At 61.3% G+C, this 16,757-nt stretch carries 11 protein-coding genes; 9 read left to right on the top strand and 2 right to left on the bottom strand.

The window, feature by feature from the left end:
* Positions 1–24 precede the first annotated feature (24 nt).
* The 6 genes from tssH to ACJ8PL_RS11940 all read left to right on the top strand — a co-directional run bounded on the left by tssH (position 25) and on the right by ACJ8PL_RS11940 (position 11,586).
* Positions 25–2,679, top strand: coding sequence for a type VI secretion system ATPase TssH (gene tssH / locus ACJ8PL_RS11965; RefSeq protein WP_442531183.1), 2,655 nt, complete (start codon positions 25–27; stop codon positions 2,677–2,679).
* A 49-nt stretch (positions 2,680–2,728) separates the two neighbouring features.
* On the top strand, positions 2,729–4,174 hold the full coding sequence (locus tag ACJ8PL_RS11960; protein ID WP_143778254.1) for a serine/threonine protein kinase: 1,446 nt from the start codon (positions 2,729–2,731) through the stop codon (positions 4,172–4,174).
* A 143-nt stretch (positions 4,175–4,317) separates the two neighbouring features.
* Complete coding sequence (locus ACJ8PL_RS11955; RefSeq protein WP_197754841.1) at positions 4,318–6,246, top strand: type VI secretion system Vgr family protein; 1,929 nt, start codon at positions 4,318–4,320, stop codon at positions 6,244–6,246.
* A gap of 55 nt (positions 6,247–6,301) precedes the next feature.
* A complete protein-coding gene (locus tag ACJ8PL_RS11950) occupies positions 6,302–6,742 on the top strand; it encodes a DcrB-related protein (protein WP_016927243.1) in 441 nt (146 codons plus the stop codon).
* Positions 6,743–6,744: 2 nt separating this feature from the next.
* Positions 6,745–11,205 (top strand): glycohydrolase toxin TNT-related protein, encoded by a 4,461-nt coding sequence (locus ACJ8PL_RS11945; protein ID WP_240293604.1) that lies wholly within the window; start codon positions 6,745–6,747, stop codon positions 11,203–11,205.
* Between the two features lie 6 nt (positions 11,206–11,211).
* Positions 11,212–11,586 carry a hypothetical protein gene (locus ACJ8PL_RS11940; protein WP_079449861.1) on the top strand — a complete coding sequence of 125 codons (375 nt, stop codon included), beginning with the start codon at positions 11,212–11,214 and terminating at the stop codon, positions 11,584–11,586.
* 181 nt (positions 11,587–11,767) lie between these two features.
* Here ACJ8PL_RS11940 and sbmC read toward each other — a convergent pair whose 3' ends face one another.
* Together sbmC and kynA are read right to left on the bottom strand one after the other, a co-directional pair.
* The gene (gene sbmC / locus ACJ8PL_RS11935; protein WP_234212926.1) at positions 11,768–12,235 is read right to left on the bottom strand and encodes a DNA gyrase inhibitor SbmC; all 468 of its coding nucleotides are present in this window, start codon (positions 12,233–12,235) and stop codon (positions 11,768–11,770) included.
* Positions 12,236–12,258: 23 nt separating this feature from the next.
* Positions 12,259–13,101 carry a tryptophan 2,3-dioxygenase gene (kynA, locus tag ACJ8PL_RS11930; protein ID WP_016927239.1) on the bottom strand — a complete coding sequence of 281 codons (843 nt, stop codon included), beginning with the start codon at positions 13,099–13,101 and terminating at the stop codon, positions 12,259–12,261.
* A 295-nt stretch (positions 13,102–13,396) separates the two neighbouring features.
* Between kynA and ACJ8PL_RS11925 the strand changes: the two genes are divergently transcribed.
* The 3 genes from ACJ8PL_RS11925 (at position 13,397) to ACJ8PL_RS11915 (ending at position 16,723) form a co-directional block, all read left to right on the top strand.
* Positions 13,397–14,431: a LacI family DNA-binding transcriptional regulator gene (locus ACJ8PL_RS11925; RefSeq protein WP_016927238.1), complete on the top strand. Its 1,035-nt coding sequence runs from the start codon at positions 13,397–13,399 to the stop codon at positions 14,429–14,431.
* Positions 14,432–14,701: 270 nt separating this feature from the next.
* Complete coding sequence (locus ACJ8PL_RS11920) at positions 14,702–15,937, top strand: MFS transporter (protein WP_442531182.1); 1,236 nt, start codon at positions 14,702–14,704, stop codon at positions 15,935–15,937.
* A 21-nt stretch (positions 15,938–15,958) separates the two neighbouring features.
* Positions 15,959–16,723 carry an SDR family NAD(P)-dependent oxidoreductase gene (locus ACJ8PL_RS11915; RefSeq protein ID WP_016927235.1) on the top strand — a complete coding sequence of 255 codons (765 nt, stop codon included), beginning with the start codon at positions 15,959–15,961 and terminating at the stop codon, positions 16,721–16,723.
* The last annotated feature ends 34 nt before the right edge of the window (positions 16,724–16,757 follow it).

Below are 16,757 nucleotides of genomic sequence, written 5' to 3'. Positions count from 1 at the left end.
CCACCCTGAGACCTGAGGAAAACCATGTCTGAAATCAGCCGCTCGGTATTATTTGGCAAACTGGATAGCCTGTTATTCACCTCTCTGGAAAGTGCGACGGCGTTTTGCAAGCTGCGCGGTAACCCCTACGTCGAATTGGCGCACTGGCTGCATCAGCTGATGCAATCGCCGGACGGCGATCTGCAGCAGATCGTTCGCCACTTCGCGTTGGACGAGGCGCAGCTGGCGCGCGACATCGTCGAGGCGCTCGATCGCCTGCCGCGCGGCGCCAGCGCCATCTCCGATCTGTCCGAGCACATCGACAGCGCGGTAGAGCGTGCCTGGGTCTATGGCTCATTGAAATTCGGCGCGTCGCGCATCCGCGGCGGCCACCTGCTGCTCGGCATTCTGAAAACCTACAGCCTGCGCCATCTGCTGAAGGCCATTTCCCCGCAGTTCGAGCGCATCAACGCCGATCTGTTGATGGAGCAGTTCGCCGCCATTACCGCTCACTCGGCGGAAAACGCCCAGGATGCGCCGGCGGAAAGCCGCGCCGAGAACGCCTCCGGCGCGGCGCGCAGCGGTGAAAGCGTGCTGGCGCAGTATGCCCAGGATCTGACCGCCAGAGCGCGCGACGGCGAGATCGACCCGGTGGCCGGCCGCGATGAGGAGATCCGGCAAATCATTGATATCCTGATGCGCCGCCGCCAGAACAACCCGCTGCTGACCGGCGAGGCCGGCGTCGGCAAAACCGCGGTGGTGGAAGGCCTGGCGCTGCGCATCGTGGCCGGCGACGTGCCGCCGCAGCTGCGCGACGTGAAGCTGTGCCTGCTGGACATCGGCATGCTGCAGGCCGGCGCCGGCGTTAAGGGCGAGTTTGAAAAACGGCTGCAGGCGGTGATCGACGAAGTGCAGTCCAGCCCGACGCCAATCATCCTATTTATCGACGAAATTCACACCCTGATCGGCGCCGGCGGCGCCCAGGGCACCGGCGACGCGGCCAACCTGCTGAAACCGGCGCTGGCGCGCGGCCAACTGCGCACCATTGGCGCCACCACCTGGTCGGAATACAAGAAATACATCGAGAAAGACCCGGCGCTCACCCGCCGTTTCCAGGTGGTGCAGGTACACGAACCGAGCGAAGACAAAGCGCTGTTGATGCTGCGCAGCACCGTCAGCCCGCTGGAGCAACACCACCGCGTGCTGCTGCTGGATGAAGCGGTGGACGCCGCGGTGCGGCTGTCCCATCGCTATATTCCAGCCCGCCAGTTGCCGGACAAGGCGGTAGCGCTGCTGGATACCGCCTGTGCGCGCGTGGCGGTCAGCCAACACGCCGAGCCCGCCCAGGTCGAAGACTGCCGCCATCGCATCGATGCGCTGCAGATCGAATTGGATATCGCCCGCCGCGAAGCCAAGGTCGGCATTGGCGATCCCCTGCGCCCGCAGGAGATTGAAACCCAGCTGACCGCGCTGCGCCAGGAGTTGGAACAGTTGACCGACCGCTGGCAGCAGGAGCTGGCGCTGATCCAAGAGATCATCACGCTGCGCGCGCAGTTGCACCAGCAGGAAGCGGAGCCTGCCGGCGAAGAAACGGAGGCAGCCCCTGACGCCGACGCGCTGCGCACCCAGCTGGGCGAACTGCAGCAGCAGCTGAGCGCGCTGCAGGGCGAAGCGCCGCTGATCTTCGCCGCCGTCGACGCCAACATCGTGGCGGCGGTGGTGGCCGACTGGACCGGCATCCCGCTGGGCCGCATGGTGAAAAACGAGATTGAAGCGGTGCTGCAGCTCTCCGACACCCTGAATCAGCGCGTCATCGGCCAACGCCATGCGCTGGATCTGATCGCCCGTCGGGTGCGCACTTCGCGGGCGCGGCTGGACGATCCGAACAAGCCGGTCGGGGTGTTCCTGCTGGCCGGGCCATCCGGCGTCGGCAAGACCGAAACCGCGCTGGCGCTGGCGGAAACCCTGTACGGCGGCGAGCAGAACGTCATCACCATCAACATGAGCGAATTCCAGGAGTCGCACACCGTTTCGACGCTGAAAGGCGCGCCCCCCGGCTATGTCGGCTACGGCGAAGGCGGCGTGCTGACCGAGGCGGTGCGCCGCCGTCCATACAGCGTGGTGCTGTTGGACGAGATCGAGAAGGCGCACCCGGACGTGCATGAAATCTTCTTCCAGGTGTTCGACAAGGGCTGGATGGAGGACGGCGAAGGCCGCCATATCGATTTCCGCAACACCATCATCATCCTGACCTCCAACGTCGGCACCGATCTGATCGCCGGGCTGTGCAGCGATCCGGAGCTGCTGCCGGAGCCGGAGGCGCTGAGCGGCGCGCTGCGCCAGCCGCTGCTGTCGGTGTTTCCGGCCGCCTTGCTCGGCCGTCTGCTGGTGGTGCCGTATTACCCGCTGACCGACGCCACGCTGGGCAACATCGTGCGCCTGCAGCTGGGCCGCATCCAGCGTCGCCTGGCGGAGAATCACGACATCGTCTGCACCTTCGACGACGCGGTCATCCAGCAGATCGTCAGCCGCTGCACCGAAGTGGAGTCCGGCGGCCGCATGGTCGACGCCATCCTGACCAACACCCTGCTGCCGCAGATCAGCCACACCCTGCTGACCGGCAGCGCCAACGACCAGCGCTATCGCCGGCTGCACATCGCGCTGCAGAACCACGAATTCATTTGTCAATTTCAGGCATAACGCCGCGGCCGCCGAGACGGCGGCCCTTTGAATACAGAGAGTCATCACTATGTCGGGAACCGGGATAACCAAACCGAATTCGAACAGCCTGCCGAGCGGCTATCGATTCAACGAATTCGAGATCCAGGAAGCGATCGGCGAAGGCGGCTTCGGCATCGTCTACCGCGCCTACGATCACCAACTGGAACGCACCATCGCCATCAAGGAGTACATGCCGACCTCGCTGGCGAAACGCAACGACGATCTCAGCATCGGGCTGCGCGGCGAGCGCTTCGGCAAAACCTTCCAGGCCGGGCTGAACAGCTTTATTCAGGAGGCGCGTCTGCTGGCGCGCTTCTCGCATCCCGGCCTGCTGCACGTGTTGCGCTTCTGGGAAGAGAACGGCACTGCCTACATGGGCACCCAGTTTTACAGCGGCACCACGCTGAAAAACCTGCAGGCGCAGCAGCCGGAGAAAATCGACGAGGCGTGGATCCGGCGGCTGCTGCCGCCGCTGTTCAGCGCCATCAACACCATCCATCAGGAAGGCTATCTGCACCGCGACATTTCGCTGGATAACATCCAGATCCAGGAGAGCCAGCTGCCGGTACTGCTGGACTTTGGATCGGCGCGCAAAGAGATCGGCAACCTGTCGGACGAAACGGAGATCATGCTCAAACCGGGCTTCGCGCCGATCGAGCAGTACACCGAGAACAGCGACGGCGAACAGGGGCCGTGGACCGATATCTATGCGCTGGGCGCCGTGCTGCACACGCTGATCGTCGGTTCGCCGCCGCCGGTCAGCGTGGTGCGCAGCATCGAAGACAGCTACCAGCCGCTGGCCGAGCGCCGCCCCGCCGGCTACTCGCCGGAGCTGTTGCGCACCGTCGATCGCGCGCTGGCGCTGAAGCCGGAAGACCGCCCGCAGACCATCGATGAAATGGCCGAGCTGTTGCATCTGCCGATCGCCGATGAAAACGAAATCATCAGCACCCCGGCCGCCGCGCCGGAGAACTTGTTGGTCGCCGCCAACCCGGCCGCCGCTGCGGCCGCCGCCGGCGCCGTTACCGCGCGCGGCACCCAATTCTCGCGCCCGATGATGGCCGGCGCAGGCGTCGCGGCGCTGCTGGTGATCGGCGCCGTCGCCTGGCTGAGCGGCGGCAAGGACGACGCCCAGGCCGTCGCCCAAAACACCGTGGCGTCACCGGCGCAGAAAACCCTGACGGAGCAGCCGAGCGCGCCGCAAGGCGCGCAGCCTGCCGCGGCGGAACCTGAAAAAGCGGCGCCGCCACCGCAGCCGGTGGCGCTGGTGTACTTCAAACTGCAACCGGGTGAGCAGGTCAGCCTCGACGGCAAGCCGCAGCAGGTCACTGCGGGCGAAAATGGCTTTGCCAGCCTGAACCTGGCGCCGGGCCGTTATCAGTTGGAGATCCGCCACAACGATCGGCTGCGCCGCCAACAGCTCAGCATCGACACCGCCGGAACCTGGCTGGTCAACCCGGCCACCGCCGGTTAATCCCGTTCTGAAACGCCGCCGCGGCGGGGTTTTCCCTATTTCATGAGACTGGCGCACCACTGCCCATCCTCATTGGCCGCACGGCAAAGCCGCTGCAACGCCGGAGTATGCAGGGCATGACGTCAATCACAGAGGACGTTCTCATGTTGGATCGCATTATTGCGCACACGCCGCTGGGCCAGGAGCAACTGCTGTTCCGCTCGCTGGACGGCATCGAAGCGCTTTCCACTCCTTTCGACTTCTCTATTGAATTGCTGAGCACCGACGCGCGGCTCGATCGCAAAGCGCTGCTCGGCCAACCGCTGACGCTGGAGATCCCGACCCAGGGCTTTCTCAGCGCCCCGCGCTACCTGAACGGCAAGATCACCGCCATCGCCGTCAGCAGCGAAGAGATCGGCGGCACGCGCTACGCGGTGTATAACCTGCACGTGCAGCCGGATCTGTGGCCGATGACCAAAGACCGCAACTTCCGCATCTTCCAGGAACAGACGGTGCCGCAGATCGTCAAGACCCTGCTGGCGGAGCACAACGTGCAGCTGGAAGATCAGCTGACCGGCGACTATCGCCTGTGGGGCTACTGCGTGCAGTACAACGAAAGCAGCTTCAACTTCATCAGCCGCCTGATGGAGCAGGAGGGCATCTATTACTATTTCAAACACGAGATGGGCAAACACACGCTGGTGCTCGGGGATGCGCCCCACCACCACCAGCCCTATCCCGGCTACGAGATGATCCCCTACCACCTGACGCCGTCCGGCGGCAGCACCAGCGAGGAAGGCATCAGCCAGTGGACGTTGTCCGATCGCGTCACGCCGGGCATCTACAGCCTGGACGACTACGATTTTCGCAAACCAAACGCCTGGCTGTTCCAGGCGCGGCAAAATCCGGTTTCGCCGACGCCGGGGCAGATCGACGTTTACGACTGGCCAGGCCGCTACACCGAGCATCAGCAGGGGGAGTTCTACGCACGCGTGCGCCAGGAGGCCTGGCAGGCCGAGCATCAGCAGATCCGGGGCACCGCCACCGCGTTGGGCATCGCTCCCGGCAGCACCTTTACGTTGTATAACGCCCCGCACGCCGACGACAACCGCGAGTACCTGACGCTGCAGGCCAACTACCATCTGAAAGAGAACCGCTACGCCAGCGGCGACGATCAGAGCAGTGAACACCGCATTGACTTCACCGTGCTGCCGGCGGACGTGCCCTGGCACCCGCCGCAGCAGGCCAGCTGGCCGAAAACCCACGGGCCGCAGACCGCCCGGGTGGTCGGTCCGGCCGGCGAATCGATCTGGACCGATAAATACGGCCGCATCAAGGTGAAATTCCACTGGGATCGCTTCGGGCCGAAAGACGACGGCAGCTCCTGCTGGGTGCGTGTCTCCAGCGCCTGGGCCGGCCAGGGCTACGGCGGCGTGCAGATCCCGCGCGTCAACGACGAAGTGGTGGTGGACTTTATCAACGGCGATCCGGATCGGCCGATCGTCACCGGGCGCGTCTATAACGAAGCCAGCATGCCGCCGTGGGCGCTGCCGGCCGCCGCCACCCAGATGGGCTTTATGAGCCGCACCAAGGACGGCACCGCCGACAACGCCAACGCCCTGCGTTTCGAAGACAAGGCCGGCGCCGAACAGGTGTGGATCCAGGCGGAACGCAACATGGACACCCAGGTGAAAAACGATGAAAGCCACACCATCGCTAACGACCACACGCATCTGGTGGGCGGTAACCAGATCAAACGGGTGGTGCTCAATCAGGCGACCGGCGTCAAAGGCGAATCCTCCGCGCTGACCGGCAAAACGCGCAGCGACGCCGTAGTCAACGCCTTTACCCTCGGCTCCGGCGAATCGCTGCGGCTGGAGTGCGGCGAAAGCGTGATCGAGCTACTGGCGAACGGCCAAATCAACATCACCGGCACCAGCTTCAATATCACGGTGAAAGAGGACGGGGAGATCAACACCGGCGGCCAGCTGGATCTCAACCAGCCTGGCGGCGCCGCGCGCACCGCCGCACCGGGTGGCGGCCATCAGGCGGCAATCCAGAGCGCCGTCGATCAGCTGTTCCCGAAATCCTGATGCCGACGCGGCCCTGCGCCGCGTCCTTTCCCCCTGATTACTTGCAAGGACATCCATGGATTACCTTTTCCAGGAAGGCTATTTCACCCTACCCGCCATCGCCTGGCAGGACTGCACGGTCAATATTCTCAAAAACCCGCAAACCGGCGCCTCGCTGGTCATCACCCGCGGCATCATTCCACAAGGTGCCACGCTGGAGGACGAATTCGAGAAGCAGTGGCAAGCACTGCTGCCACAGATCAGCGATTTGCAACAGTCGCCGCGCCGGCGCATCAGCGCCGGGCCGCAGGGCCATCTCAAGGCGATTGAAGTCACCAGTCGCTTTATCCGCGCCGGACACCACCATCATCAGCATCAGTTGACGGTGCAGCCGGACGAGAGCCAGACGTTACTGATCGTCACCTATGCCGCCATGCGCCCCTTCACCCCCGAGGATGACGCTCACTGGCAGCAGGTGAAAGCGTCGCTGGTCTTGACCGAACACAGTGAACGATAGCCATGGCTGAGATCTGGGCAGCAAGAAAGGATGACGAACTGATCCACACCAGCGCGTTGGCGGACATCGCCAGCGCCGTCGCGGAAGTCGCGGTATATGCGGTAGCGACCGCCGCCGTGTCCGCAGCAGCAGCCGCCGCAGCGCCGGCATTGGCAGGGGTGGCGGTGCTCGGCGCAGCGGCGACGGCGGCCTCCGGCTGCGTCGGCGCCGGGCTAATCGTCGGTTTTGCCACCAGCCTGACCGGCGTCGGAGAACATATCAGCAACGGCTGCGACGCCGTGGCCAACTGGCTCTTCCCGCCTTCCGTCTCCGGCGTCATTCTCACGGGCTCCCCCAACGTCTTCACCAACGCCAAACCGGCGGCACGCGCCGCCGGTCGCTTACTCACGCCCGCAGAGATCAAAGCGTTACCGGCGCCACAGCCGCCGCAAAGCTTCTGGGATTATGGCGCCGAGCTGCTGGCCGCCGGCGGTAATATCCTCTCGCAGCTATGGCAGCCCGGTGTCGCCGGCCCCAGCCAGCCCAGCCAACCGCTGGAAGAAGATAAAATCAGCTGCGACAAACACCCGCTTCCGCAATACCTGGCGGAAGGCTCCCGTAAAGTATTTATCAACGGCCAACCGGCCGTACGCAGCAATGACCGTTCAACCTGCGAGGCGAAAGTCTCGACCGACGTCTCCAAAAATGTGCAGATCGGCGGCGGCACGGCGGTGGTACGCGACATCAAGAGCGGCAAGCTGCCGGGTATCGGTTTGGCGCTGACCGTGCTGCCGCTGCTGCTCGGTAATCCGGCCAAGCTGGTTAAGAACCTGCCTTGCATGATCGGCGGCGGTCTGGCGGCGGCGGGCGTTAACGCCCTCGGCGAAGCGATCCACGCCGCCTTTAACCCGGTGCATGCCGCCACCGGCGCCAAGGTATTGAACGGCGAAGAAGATCTGGACCTGTTGCTGCCGGCGCGCTTTCCGCTGGTCTGGCAGCGCAATTACAACAGCCGCAATGGCTATCAGGGACTGTTTGGCCACGGCTGGCGCACGCCTTTTGAAATTTGGGTCGATCTTAACGACCGGGACGGCGTCGTTGAGTGTTGCCTGCATGATGAAACCGGTCGTGAGCTACGCTTCCCGCTGCCTGAGGTGAACCAGCCGAGCTTCAGCGCCGGTGAAGGGCTGATGTTCCGCCGCGGTGAAGAGGGACAGCTGCTGATCGCCGACACCGACGGCAGCGTCTGGCGCCTGTTCGTGCCGCTGCCGCAGAACCCTTCCCGCCTGCGGCTAGTGTCGTTGAGCGATGAGTACGATAACGCGCTGCTGCTGAACTACGACGAACGACAGCGCCTGAGCAGTATCACCGATAGCGCCGGCGCCATGACATTGCGGCTGGAATACGGCGATCCGCGCTTCGACGATCGCGTCACCGCCTTGCGGCATAACGACGAAGCACGCGTACGCTACCGTTATGACGACGGCGGCGATCTGCATCAGGTGATCGACGCCGGCGGCTTGGTCACGCGTGAATTTCACTATAACGCCCAACATCTGTTGACCCGCCACCAACAGGCCGGTGGGCCCAGCTTCGAGTATCGCTGGGCGATGTTCGACGACTGGCGCGTGGTGGAACACCGCGACAGCGCCGGCGGCGGCTGCACAATCGACTACGATTTGGCCACCGGGTTAACGACGGTCACCGAGTATGACGGCTTGCGGCACCAGCACCGCTGGAACGCCCAACGGCTGATCGTCGAATATACCGACGAGCGTGGTGAGGTCTGGCATTATCAATGGAATGACGAAGACATGCTGATCGCCACGCGCGATCCGCTCGGCCACGGCTGGCATTTCCGCTACGATGAAGCCGGCAATCTGGTCGAGGAAGAGGATCCGCTCGGCCATATTCGCCTCACCGGTTGGCTACCGCAGCGCGCGCTGCCGATCAGCGTCAAGGAGCCCAACGGCGCCACACAGCATTTCTACTACGACGAGCGCCATGCCTTGATTGCCGAGATCGATGCGCTCGGCCATACCCAGCGCTACCTGCGCGATGGCTATGGCCAGGTGGTGCAAGCCGTCGACGCCAACGGCGGCATCAGCCATTTCGCTTATGATGAGCACGGGCAATTATTGCGCGCCCGCGATTGCTCCGGCAAACAAACCCTCTACAAATATACGGCTCAAGGCTGGCTCAGCGAGGTAACCGACGCCGCCGGCGAACGCGTTCATTACCGCTACGATGCCGCCGGTCGCCTGACACAGCTGCAGCGCGCCGAGGGCTGGCAAGAGACGCTGAGCTGGAACGCGCAGGGCCAGTTGGATCGCTATCAGGGGGCCAATGGGCGCCTGACGCATTATCGCTATGACGCAGCCGGCCGCCTGCTGGCCACGCGCAATCCGCTCGATGGCGAGGTGGTGCGCCACTACGACGCCCGCGGCAGATTAACGGCGCTGCGCAACGAGAATGCCGAAAGCTACCTGTTCCATTGGACGGCCTGCAACTTGTTGCAGGAAGAAATCGGATTGGACGGCGTCAGCACCCGTTATCGTTACGACGAATGCCGCCGGGTCGTCGAGCGCCGCTTCGCCGCCAATACCTCCGCCTCCTTCTCGCACTATTTCAGCCATGACGCCGCCGGCCAACTGGTGAGCAAACAAACGCCCGATGGAGAAACCCGCTACCGCTACAGCCCGATCGGCCAACTGCTGCATGCCGCCAGTGACCGCGGCAACGCATGGCATGACGAGCCGACAACGGCTCAGAGCGAGGTCAGTTTTGACTATGACTTGCTGGGGCGGGTAACCCGTGAACAAGGTGCCAACGGTACGCTGCGCTATGATTACGATCCGATGGGTAACCGCACGCAAACCACATTGCCCGACGGACGCGCGCTGCGCGCGCTGTACTATGGCAGCGGCCACCTGCTGCAGCTGGCGCTGGACGATATCACCCTCAGCGAGTTCGAACGCGACAATCTGCACCGCGAGCTGAGCCGTACGCAGGGTCGCCTGACCAGCCGAGTGCATTATGACCGGCTGGGGCGCAAAGACCGGCGGGAGATCTTCAATGACAACCGCCAGCGCCCGGCGCCGGCCAGCAGCTCGCGCCAATGGACCTACGACTATCAAAACAACCTGACGCGCGAAGAACACAACGCCAACCCGTTCTCCTACCAGCGTTATCAGTACGATGCCTCCGGTCGATTGCTGAACCGGGACGGCACGCTGCCGGATACCGAGCGCTACCGGTACGATCCGGCATCCAACCTGCTGGATGAGGGGCAATTCCGCCAGCGGCACAACCGCGTACTGCATTATCAGGGCGTTGATTATCGGTACGATGTCTTTGGCCGCACGGTGGAAAAACGCAAAGGCCACTACCGTTGGCAATATCTCTACGACGCCGATCATCGCCTCTGCGAGGTGGTGCGCTACAGCCAGCATCGCAGCGAAGCACAGCAGCATGTGCAGTTCCACTATGATCCGCTCGGGCGGCGCACGCAAAAGCGGGTGTGGCAGCAAAGTCAGGATCTGCGCCAACCGGCCGGCAAATGCCAAACCACCACGTTTTTGTGGGAAGGTTTCCGGCTGCTGCAGGAAACTCGCGACGGCATGCCCCTCACCTATGTCTATGCCGATCAGGGCAGCTATGAACCTTTGGCGCGCATCGACGGCCACGCGCCGGCCCAAGTATTTTACTTCCACACGGCGCCGAACGGCGAACCGGAAAGCCTGACCGACAGCGACGGAACGCTGCGCTGGCAGAGCCACAGCAGCGCCTGGGGCCGCATAAAGTATGAGGAAAATCAGCAAGATCTGGATTACTCCCAAAACCTGCGCCTGCAGGGTCAATACCTGGATCGGGAAACGGGATTGCACTACAATTTGTTCCGCTATTACGATCCGGATATCGGCAGATTTACCCAGCACGATCCGATAGGTTTGGCCGGCGGGATCAACCTGTACCAATACGCGCCGAACTCGCTGGGTTGGGTGGATCCGTTGGGGTTGAGTTGCGGCAATTCCTGGAATAATTTTCAATCGAAGTCGAAAGGTGTTTTTGCATCCAGAAGCCAGGCATCTAAAGCTTATAATCTGTGGAAAAAACAAGATTGGGCGGCCTTAGAAAAATTCATGGGGCATGGCTCATGGCCTCCCAATAGAGGTTTTGTACAAGCAACGCCTACTACTCTTATGCCTGGAGCAAAAATTGATAGATACGGTGGCTGGACAAATAATGGCGTATTCAACGACCGAGGTACCTTTGTCTCTCCTGCTGGAGCCTCTTTTGGCAGCCGGGCATTACCGTTAGATACACTGGAAAAACCGTATCGAGTATATGAGGTGGTTAAACCAATCCAAGCAGATATGGGGCCTGCTATACCGTGGTTTAACCAAGCTGGTGGAGGAACACAATTTGAACTGTCCAAATCCATCAGTCAACTTCTTGCAGAAGGCCGAATCCGGCCAATTTGAGGAATTATGAGCGAAAAATACGTTAGCGTGAAGAAAGATAAGCAACTGTTTGATGGTAACGAAGAGCAGTTTCACTTATTTAAAAAAGAAGTATCCATCCCTAACTCTAACGAAAAAGTACTTTATGATAACAGCTCTGCGATACCCATATGGGATATAGATGAAAACATCAGGAAGGCGATCGCAGAAAAAATAAGCGGAATAAAAGTCATAGAGTACCCATATGACCCAATACCTTCATATAAAAATGAAAATCTGGATATCTATGTTCAACCAGTAGAGTCGGACATGCACAAAAAAAGAATAACAATAATCACGGCGACGGGTGAATCACAACCAGCAAGATATAAGATAAAGTTGCTGGGTTTCATTTTTCACTAGCATTCTATTAAGTTCGCTTACTGCAAACAATAGATTTTATAAAAAACCTTAAACATACATTCTATGATATAGACATGGAATAATTATTCTTATGACTTTTCCTCTTTTAAATGAGTCTTTAAATACCCCATCAAAAGGCTCCCAAAGAGCCTTTTGATACGCTACCGCGCCGTTAGCCCCTTCACCACTTCTTCACCGTCTGGTAAATATCGAGGTCGAAATAGCCGTCGGCTTCGCAGTCGTTGAGATAGTGTTCGTAGCTCACCCCCTCAATCGGCTGGTAGCCGCTGGCCGGCAGCAGCTTCTGATAGAACTCGCCCCACACCCGCTCGAAATCGCCATCGCTGATGCGCACGTGGTAGACCGCGTACTGCCCGGCGGGCAGCGTCTGCACGGTAACGCCCTCGCTGCCCGCCGGCAGCGCGAAATCGTCCGCCACGCTCATCACCACGTCGGCGCGCAGCTTTTCCGGCGCCACTTCCGCCGGATCGTCCCAATACAGCACCAGCCATTTGCCAAACGGCACGCCGTGGCGCTGCCGCCATGCCAGCAGTTGCTGCGAGCCCTGCGGGATCGTCTGCGGATACGGCCCCACGACTCTGACACCCACTACCCTCTCCGCCGCCTTATCGATAATCCTCACGCTCATCGCCCTTATCCTCTTTCGTTATCTCAGGCGCCGATTTCGGTGCGCACATCCAGCAGCTCGGGGAAAAAGGTCAGATCCAACGCCTTTTTCAGGAAGCTGACGCCGCTGGAACCGCCGGTGCCCGACTTAAAGCCGATGATCCGCTCCACCGTTTTCATATGGCGGAAACGCCACAGGTGAAAACTCTCTTCGATATCCACCAGCTTCTCCGCCATTTCATAGGCTTCCCAGTAGGTCTGCGGGTTGTCGTAGATCACTTTAAACGCCGGCAGCAGATCCGGGTTGCGCTGGTAGGGCTGCGTCCAGTCGCGCTTGAGGCACTCCTGCGGGATCGGCAGGCCGTGGCGCGCCAGGTACAGCAAGTATTCGTCGTACAGGCTCGGCGCTTCGAGGATCGCCTTCAGCGCGGCGTGCTTTTCCGCGTCGTTGCTGAACACCGCCAGCATCGCCGCATTCTTGTTGCCGAGCAGGAACTCGATCGACCGGTATTGGTGCGACTGGAAGCCCGATGAGCTGCCCAGCACGTCGCGAAACTCGACGTACTCCGACGGCGTCAGCGTTTCCAGCACCGCCCACTGCTCGAACAGCAGCCGCTGGATCTGTTTGACGCGCGCGAGGATTTTGAAACAGTGGCTGAGTTTGTCCTGCTGCACCAGCCGCAACGCCGCCTGCAGCTCGTGCAGCATCAGCTTCATCCACAGTTCGGAGGTTTGGTGCTGTATCACGAACAGCATTTCGTCATGATGCGGCGGGTTGGAGAGCGGGTGCTGGCAGTCCAGCAGCGAGTCCAGGCACAGGTAGTCGCCATAGCTCATGCGTTTGGAAAAATCGGTGACAATCGCGCTTTCTAAGTCCCGTTTGTTCATCTGTGATCTCCGTTGCGCCCAGCGCCCCATCGGCCTGGAACGTGCCGCAAAGAGAAAACAATAGTACAGAACCCGCCGCCCCGAAGGACGATAAACGAGAGGTGCTTCGCAGATCTCACTCATCTGCGTTAACACATGCCCCCTGCCCCTTTGTTGTTTAGTAAACAACACGGCTGCCGCCTGACGACTCTCACAAATGCGCAATCCCATGCGCGCGGCGCCCCGGTTGCGGCTTGCCTGCGGCCGGCTTCCCTTATAGATTGCAGGCTAACGGCAGGCAGCAAGGTATCGGCAAATGGCAAATATTCGTGATGTGGCGCGGTTGGCCGGCGTGTCCATCAGCAGCGTGTCGAACCTGCTGAACAATCGCAGCCACCAGATGAGCGCGCAGACCCGTGAGCGCATCGAACGGGCGATGGAAACCCTGGGATACCGGCCGGCCCGAGCGGCGGCGCCCGCGCCGCAGGCGAAGATCATCGGCCTGCTGCTGCCGTCGATCGTCAACCCGAGCTTTTCGGCGCTGGCGCATGCGGTCGACGGCGCGGCGCGGGCTCACCGTTACCGCGTCTTGCTCGGCAACGCCTACCGCCAGGAACAGGAAGAAGCCGCGTTTATCGACGATATGTTCCTGCACGGCGTGCGCGGCATCATCGTGGCGGCGAGCGACATTCGCCAGACTCATTTTGTTCGGGCCGCCGAGCGAGGCATGAAGATTGTCAGCTACGACAGCCCGTTCGCCGAGCCGATGGCCACCGATACCCGGTTGTTCGACAGCGTGTCGATGGACAATATCGCCGCCGGGCGCCTGGCCGCGCAGCACCTGCTCGAGCGCGGCTGCCGACACATCGTGTTCGCCACCGAAGCGACGCTGACCGTCGGGCGCAGCCACAAGATCGACGGTTTTCTGAGCGCGCTGGGGCACAGTCTAAGCGAACGCCAACGGGTGATCGAAGGCAAAGCCACCAGCGCCTACGGCGACACGGAAATGTTCGAATTGGGGCTGACGCTGGCGCCGCGCGTTCTCGCGTTGGCGCCGCGCCCGGACGGCATCGTGGCGATTAACGATGCGTTGGGCATCGGCCTGATGGTGGGCCTGCGCGCCGCCGGCGTCCAGGTGCCCGCAGACATCTCGGTGATCGGCATCGACAATATCGCGCTGGCCGGCCTGGCCGAACCGGGGTTGACGTCGATTGGCCCGCCGCTGGCGGAGATGGCGCAGCTGATGGTCGAACGCCTGATCGGCCGCATCAACAATGATTCGAAACCGCCCGGCGAGTTTCTCTTTCCGCCGACGGTCATCAGCCGGCGCTCGGTCAAAGCCGCCGGTTAATACGGTAAAAACGACTTTCCCAGACGATGCGCAGTCGGCATCGTCCGGATCGCCACAGCTAAAAGCAGAAAAAATAGAATCGTCGCAATAAATAAACGGCGCGACGCTTTTATGCACGCAACGTTGTTATTCAGCTCTCCGCTCATGACTTTGGGCCGGGACGCTATTATTCCGATTAACCACATGGGAAAAACCATGATGAAAAAAACAATGCCAAAGGATATTGAACGCAGCGCCATCAGGAAATTGACGCTGCATATTGTGCCCCTCATGATATTGTTGTATTTCCTGGCCTTTCTCGACCGCAACAATATGGCCTACGCCGCCAAAGCGCTGGAAGATAATCTGGGATTGACCGCCTCGGCTTTCGGCTTCGCCTCCGGAATTTTCTTTATCGGCTATTTCCTGTTTGAAATACCCAGCAACGCCGGCACCATTAAATTTGGCCCGCGCATCTGGTTCGCCAGAATATTAATTTCCTGGGGCATCTTCGCGACCCTGCTCGGTTTTGTGCGCACGCCGCTGGAGCTGTATATTTGCCGTTTTATGCTGGGCGTGTGCGAAGCCGGTTTCTTTCCCTCGGTGGTGTATTACTTCACGGTCTTCTTCCCGGAAAAGTACCGCACTAAAATTCTCGGCATGTTTATCATCGTCCAGCCGCTGTCCAACGCCGTCGGCTCGCCGATTTCCGGCTTTATTCTCAATATTCAGCATGACTGGTTCGGATTCGCCCCCTGGCAGTTGCTGTTCATCCTCGAAGGGTTGCCGCCGATCGTCATCGGCCTGCTGATCCCGTTCCTGATCAAGAACTCGCCCAAAGATGTCGGCTATCTGAACGTGGAGGAAAAGGCCTGGCTGATGAGCAACGCCGGCCGCTCCAAATCCGGCTCTAAAATCACGCTGGCCGACTTCCTGAAAGGGATTAAAAACAAGAAATACCTGCTCTACGCGCTGCTCAACTTCGGCATGGTGTGCGCCATTTACGGCTTCGGCACCTGGCTGCCGTCGATCATCAGCGCCCTCTCCGGCGGCGATATCTTCCGCGTCAGCCTGCTGGCGCTCATTCCCTACGGCCTGGCTGCGCTGTTGGTGTATCCGTGGAGCCTGTGGGCCAGCAAAACCAAAAAACTCGGCGTGTTTGCCGGCCTCAGCATGGTGGTCGCCGCCATCGGCCTGATGGGGGCGGTGACGTTTTTTAAATACGACCCGCTCGTCGCGCTGTCGTTCCTGTGCATCGCCGCCATCGGCATCTACACCGCCGTGCCGCCGTTTTTATCCATGCCCGCCAATATCTCCACCGGCGCGGCCGCGGCCGCCGGGCTGGCGGTGGTCAGCTGCATCGGCAATATCGGCGGTTTCGTCGCCCCCTATGCGGTGGGCGTGCTGAACGATCTGACCGGCAGCAGCGCGCCGGGGCTGTTTTTCCTGGCCTCGTGCCTGCTGGCCACCGGGCTGATCTGCATTTTCTACTGCGCCAAACAGCGTGAAGGCGTCATCAATTCTTAACGAACCAATAAGGAGTCAATCATGGGCGATCTTGCGGGCAAAAAGGTCTTTATCACCGGGGCGGAACAGGGCATCGGCCGCGCCACCGCGGAGCGGCTGATCAAGGCCGGTTGCGACATCTATTTTCACTACCACAGCGACGAAAGCGGTCCCAAAGCGCTGGTGGCGCTGGCCCATTCATTGGGGCAAAAGGCCGCTTACGGCTACGCCGATCTCATCGATACCGACGAAACGCAGCGCTGCGTCTCGGCCGGCGCCGAGTTTCTCGGCGGCATCGATATCCTGATCAATAACGTCGGCGGCATCGTCGGGCGCAAATGGCTGGGCGAGATCGACCGCGCCTTCTGGCAAACCGTGATCGACGTGAACATGACCACCATGCTGAACGTCACCCAGAGCGCGCTGCCGCATCTGAAAGCGGCGCCGGACGGCGCCAGCATCGTTAACCTGGCCTCACAGGCGGGCCGCGCCGGCGGGCACTCCGGCTCGCTGGTCTATTCCGCCACCAAGGGCGCAGTACTCACCTGGACGCGCTCGCTGGCGGCGGAGCTGGGCGAGCACGGCATCCGGGTGAATGCGGTCGCGCCCGGCCTGATCCTCGGCACCCGTTTCCACAATCGCCACACTACCCAGGCATCGGCGGAGGAAACCGTTCGCGCCATCCCGCTGGGCCGCGCTGGCGCACCGGACGACGTGGCGCGCGCCATCGCCTTCCTGGCGGCGGAATACGACGGCTTCATCTCCGGCGCGACTCTCGACATCAACGGCGGCATCTACCGCATGTAATTCAGCTGCGGGCGGCGCGCTTGCCGCCCGCCCA

It is taken from the genome of Serratia sp. CY83965, from assembly GCF_052166375.1.
In the GTDB taxonomy this organism is placed as follows: domain Bacteria; phylum Pseudomonadota; class Gammaproteobacteria; order Enterobacterales; family Enterobacteriaceae; genus Serratia; species Serratia marcescens.
This window is presented reverse-complemented; position numbering and strand designations above follow the sequence as displayed.

Excerpts from the sequence above, each read along its gene's own strand:
- tssH (WP_442531183.1), top strand. The coding sequence starts at position 25 with ATGTCTGAAATCAGCCGCTCGGTATTATTTGGCAAACTGGATAGCCTG.
- ACJ8PL_RS11960 (WP_143778254.1), top strand. The coding sequence starts at position 2,729 with ATGTCGGGAACCGGGATAACCAAACCGAATTCGAACAGCCTGCCGAGC.
- ACJ8PL_RS11955 (WP_197754841.1), top strand. The coding sequence starts at position 4,318 with ATGTTGGATCGCATTATTGCGCACACGCCGCTGGGCCAGGAGCAACTG.
- ACJ8PL_RS11950 (WP_016927243.1), top strand. The coding sequence starts at position 6,302 with ATGGATTACCTTTTCCAGGAAGGCTATTTCACCCTACCCGCCATCGCC.
- ACJ8PL_RS11945 (WP_240293604.1), top strand. The coding sequence starts at position 6,745 with ATGGCTGAGATCTGGGCAGCAAGAAAGGATGACGAACTGATCCACACC.
- ACJ8PL_RS11940 (WP_079449861.1), top strand. The coding sequence starts at position 11,212 with ATGAGCGAAAAATACGTTAGCGTGAAGAAAGATAAGCAACTGTTTGAT.
- sbmC (WP_234212926.1), bottom strand. The coding sequence starts at position 12,235 with ATGAGCGTGAGGATTATCGATAAGGCGGCGGAGAGGGTAGTGGGTGTC.
- kynA (WP_016927239.1), bottom strand. The coding sequence starts at position 13,101 with ATGAACAAACGGGACTTAGAAAGCGCGATTGTCACCGATTTTTCCAAA.
- ACJ8PL_RS11925 (WP_016927238.1), top strand. The coding sequence starts at position 13,397 with ATGGCAAATATTCGTGATGTGGCGCGGTTGGCCGGCGTGTCCATCAGC.
- ACJ8PL_RS11920 (WP_442531182.1), top strand. The coding sequence starts at position 14,702 with ATGATATTGTTGTATTTCCTGGCCTTTCTCGACCGCAACAATATGGCC.
- ACJ8PL_RS11915 (WP_016927235.1), top strand. The coding sequence starts at position 15,959 with ATGGGCGATCTTGCGGGCAAAAAGGTCTTTATCACCGGGGCGGAACAG.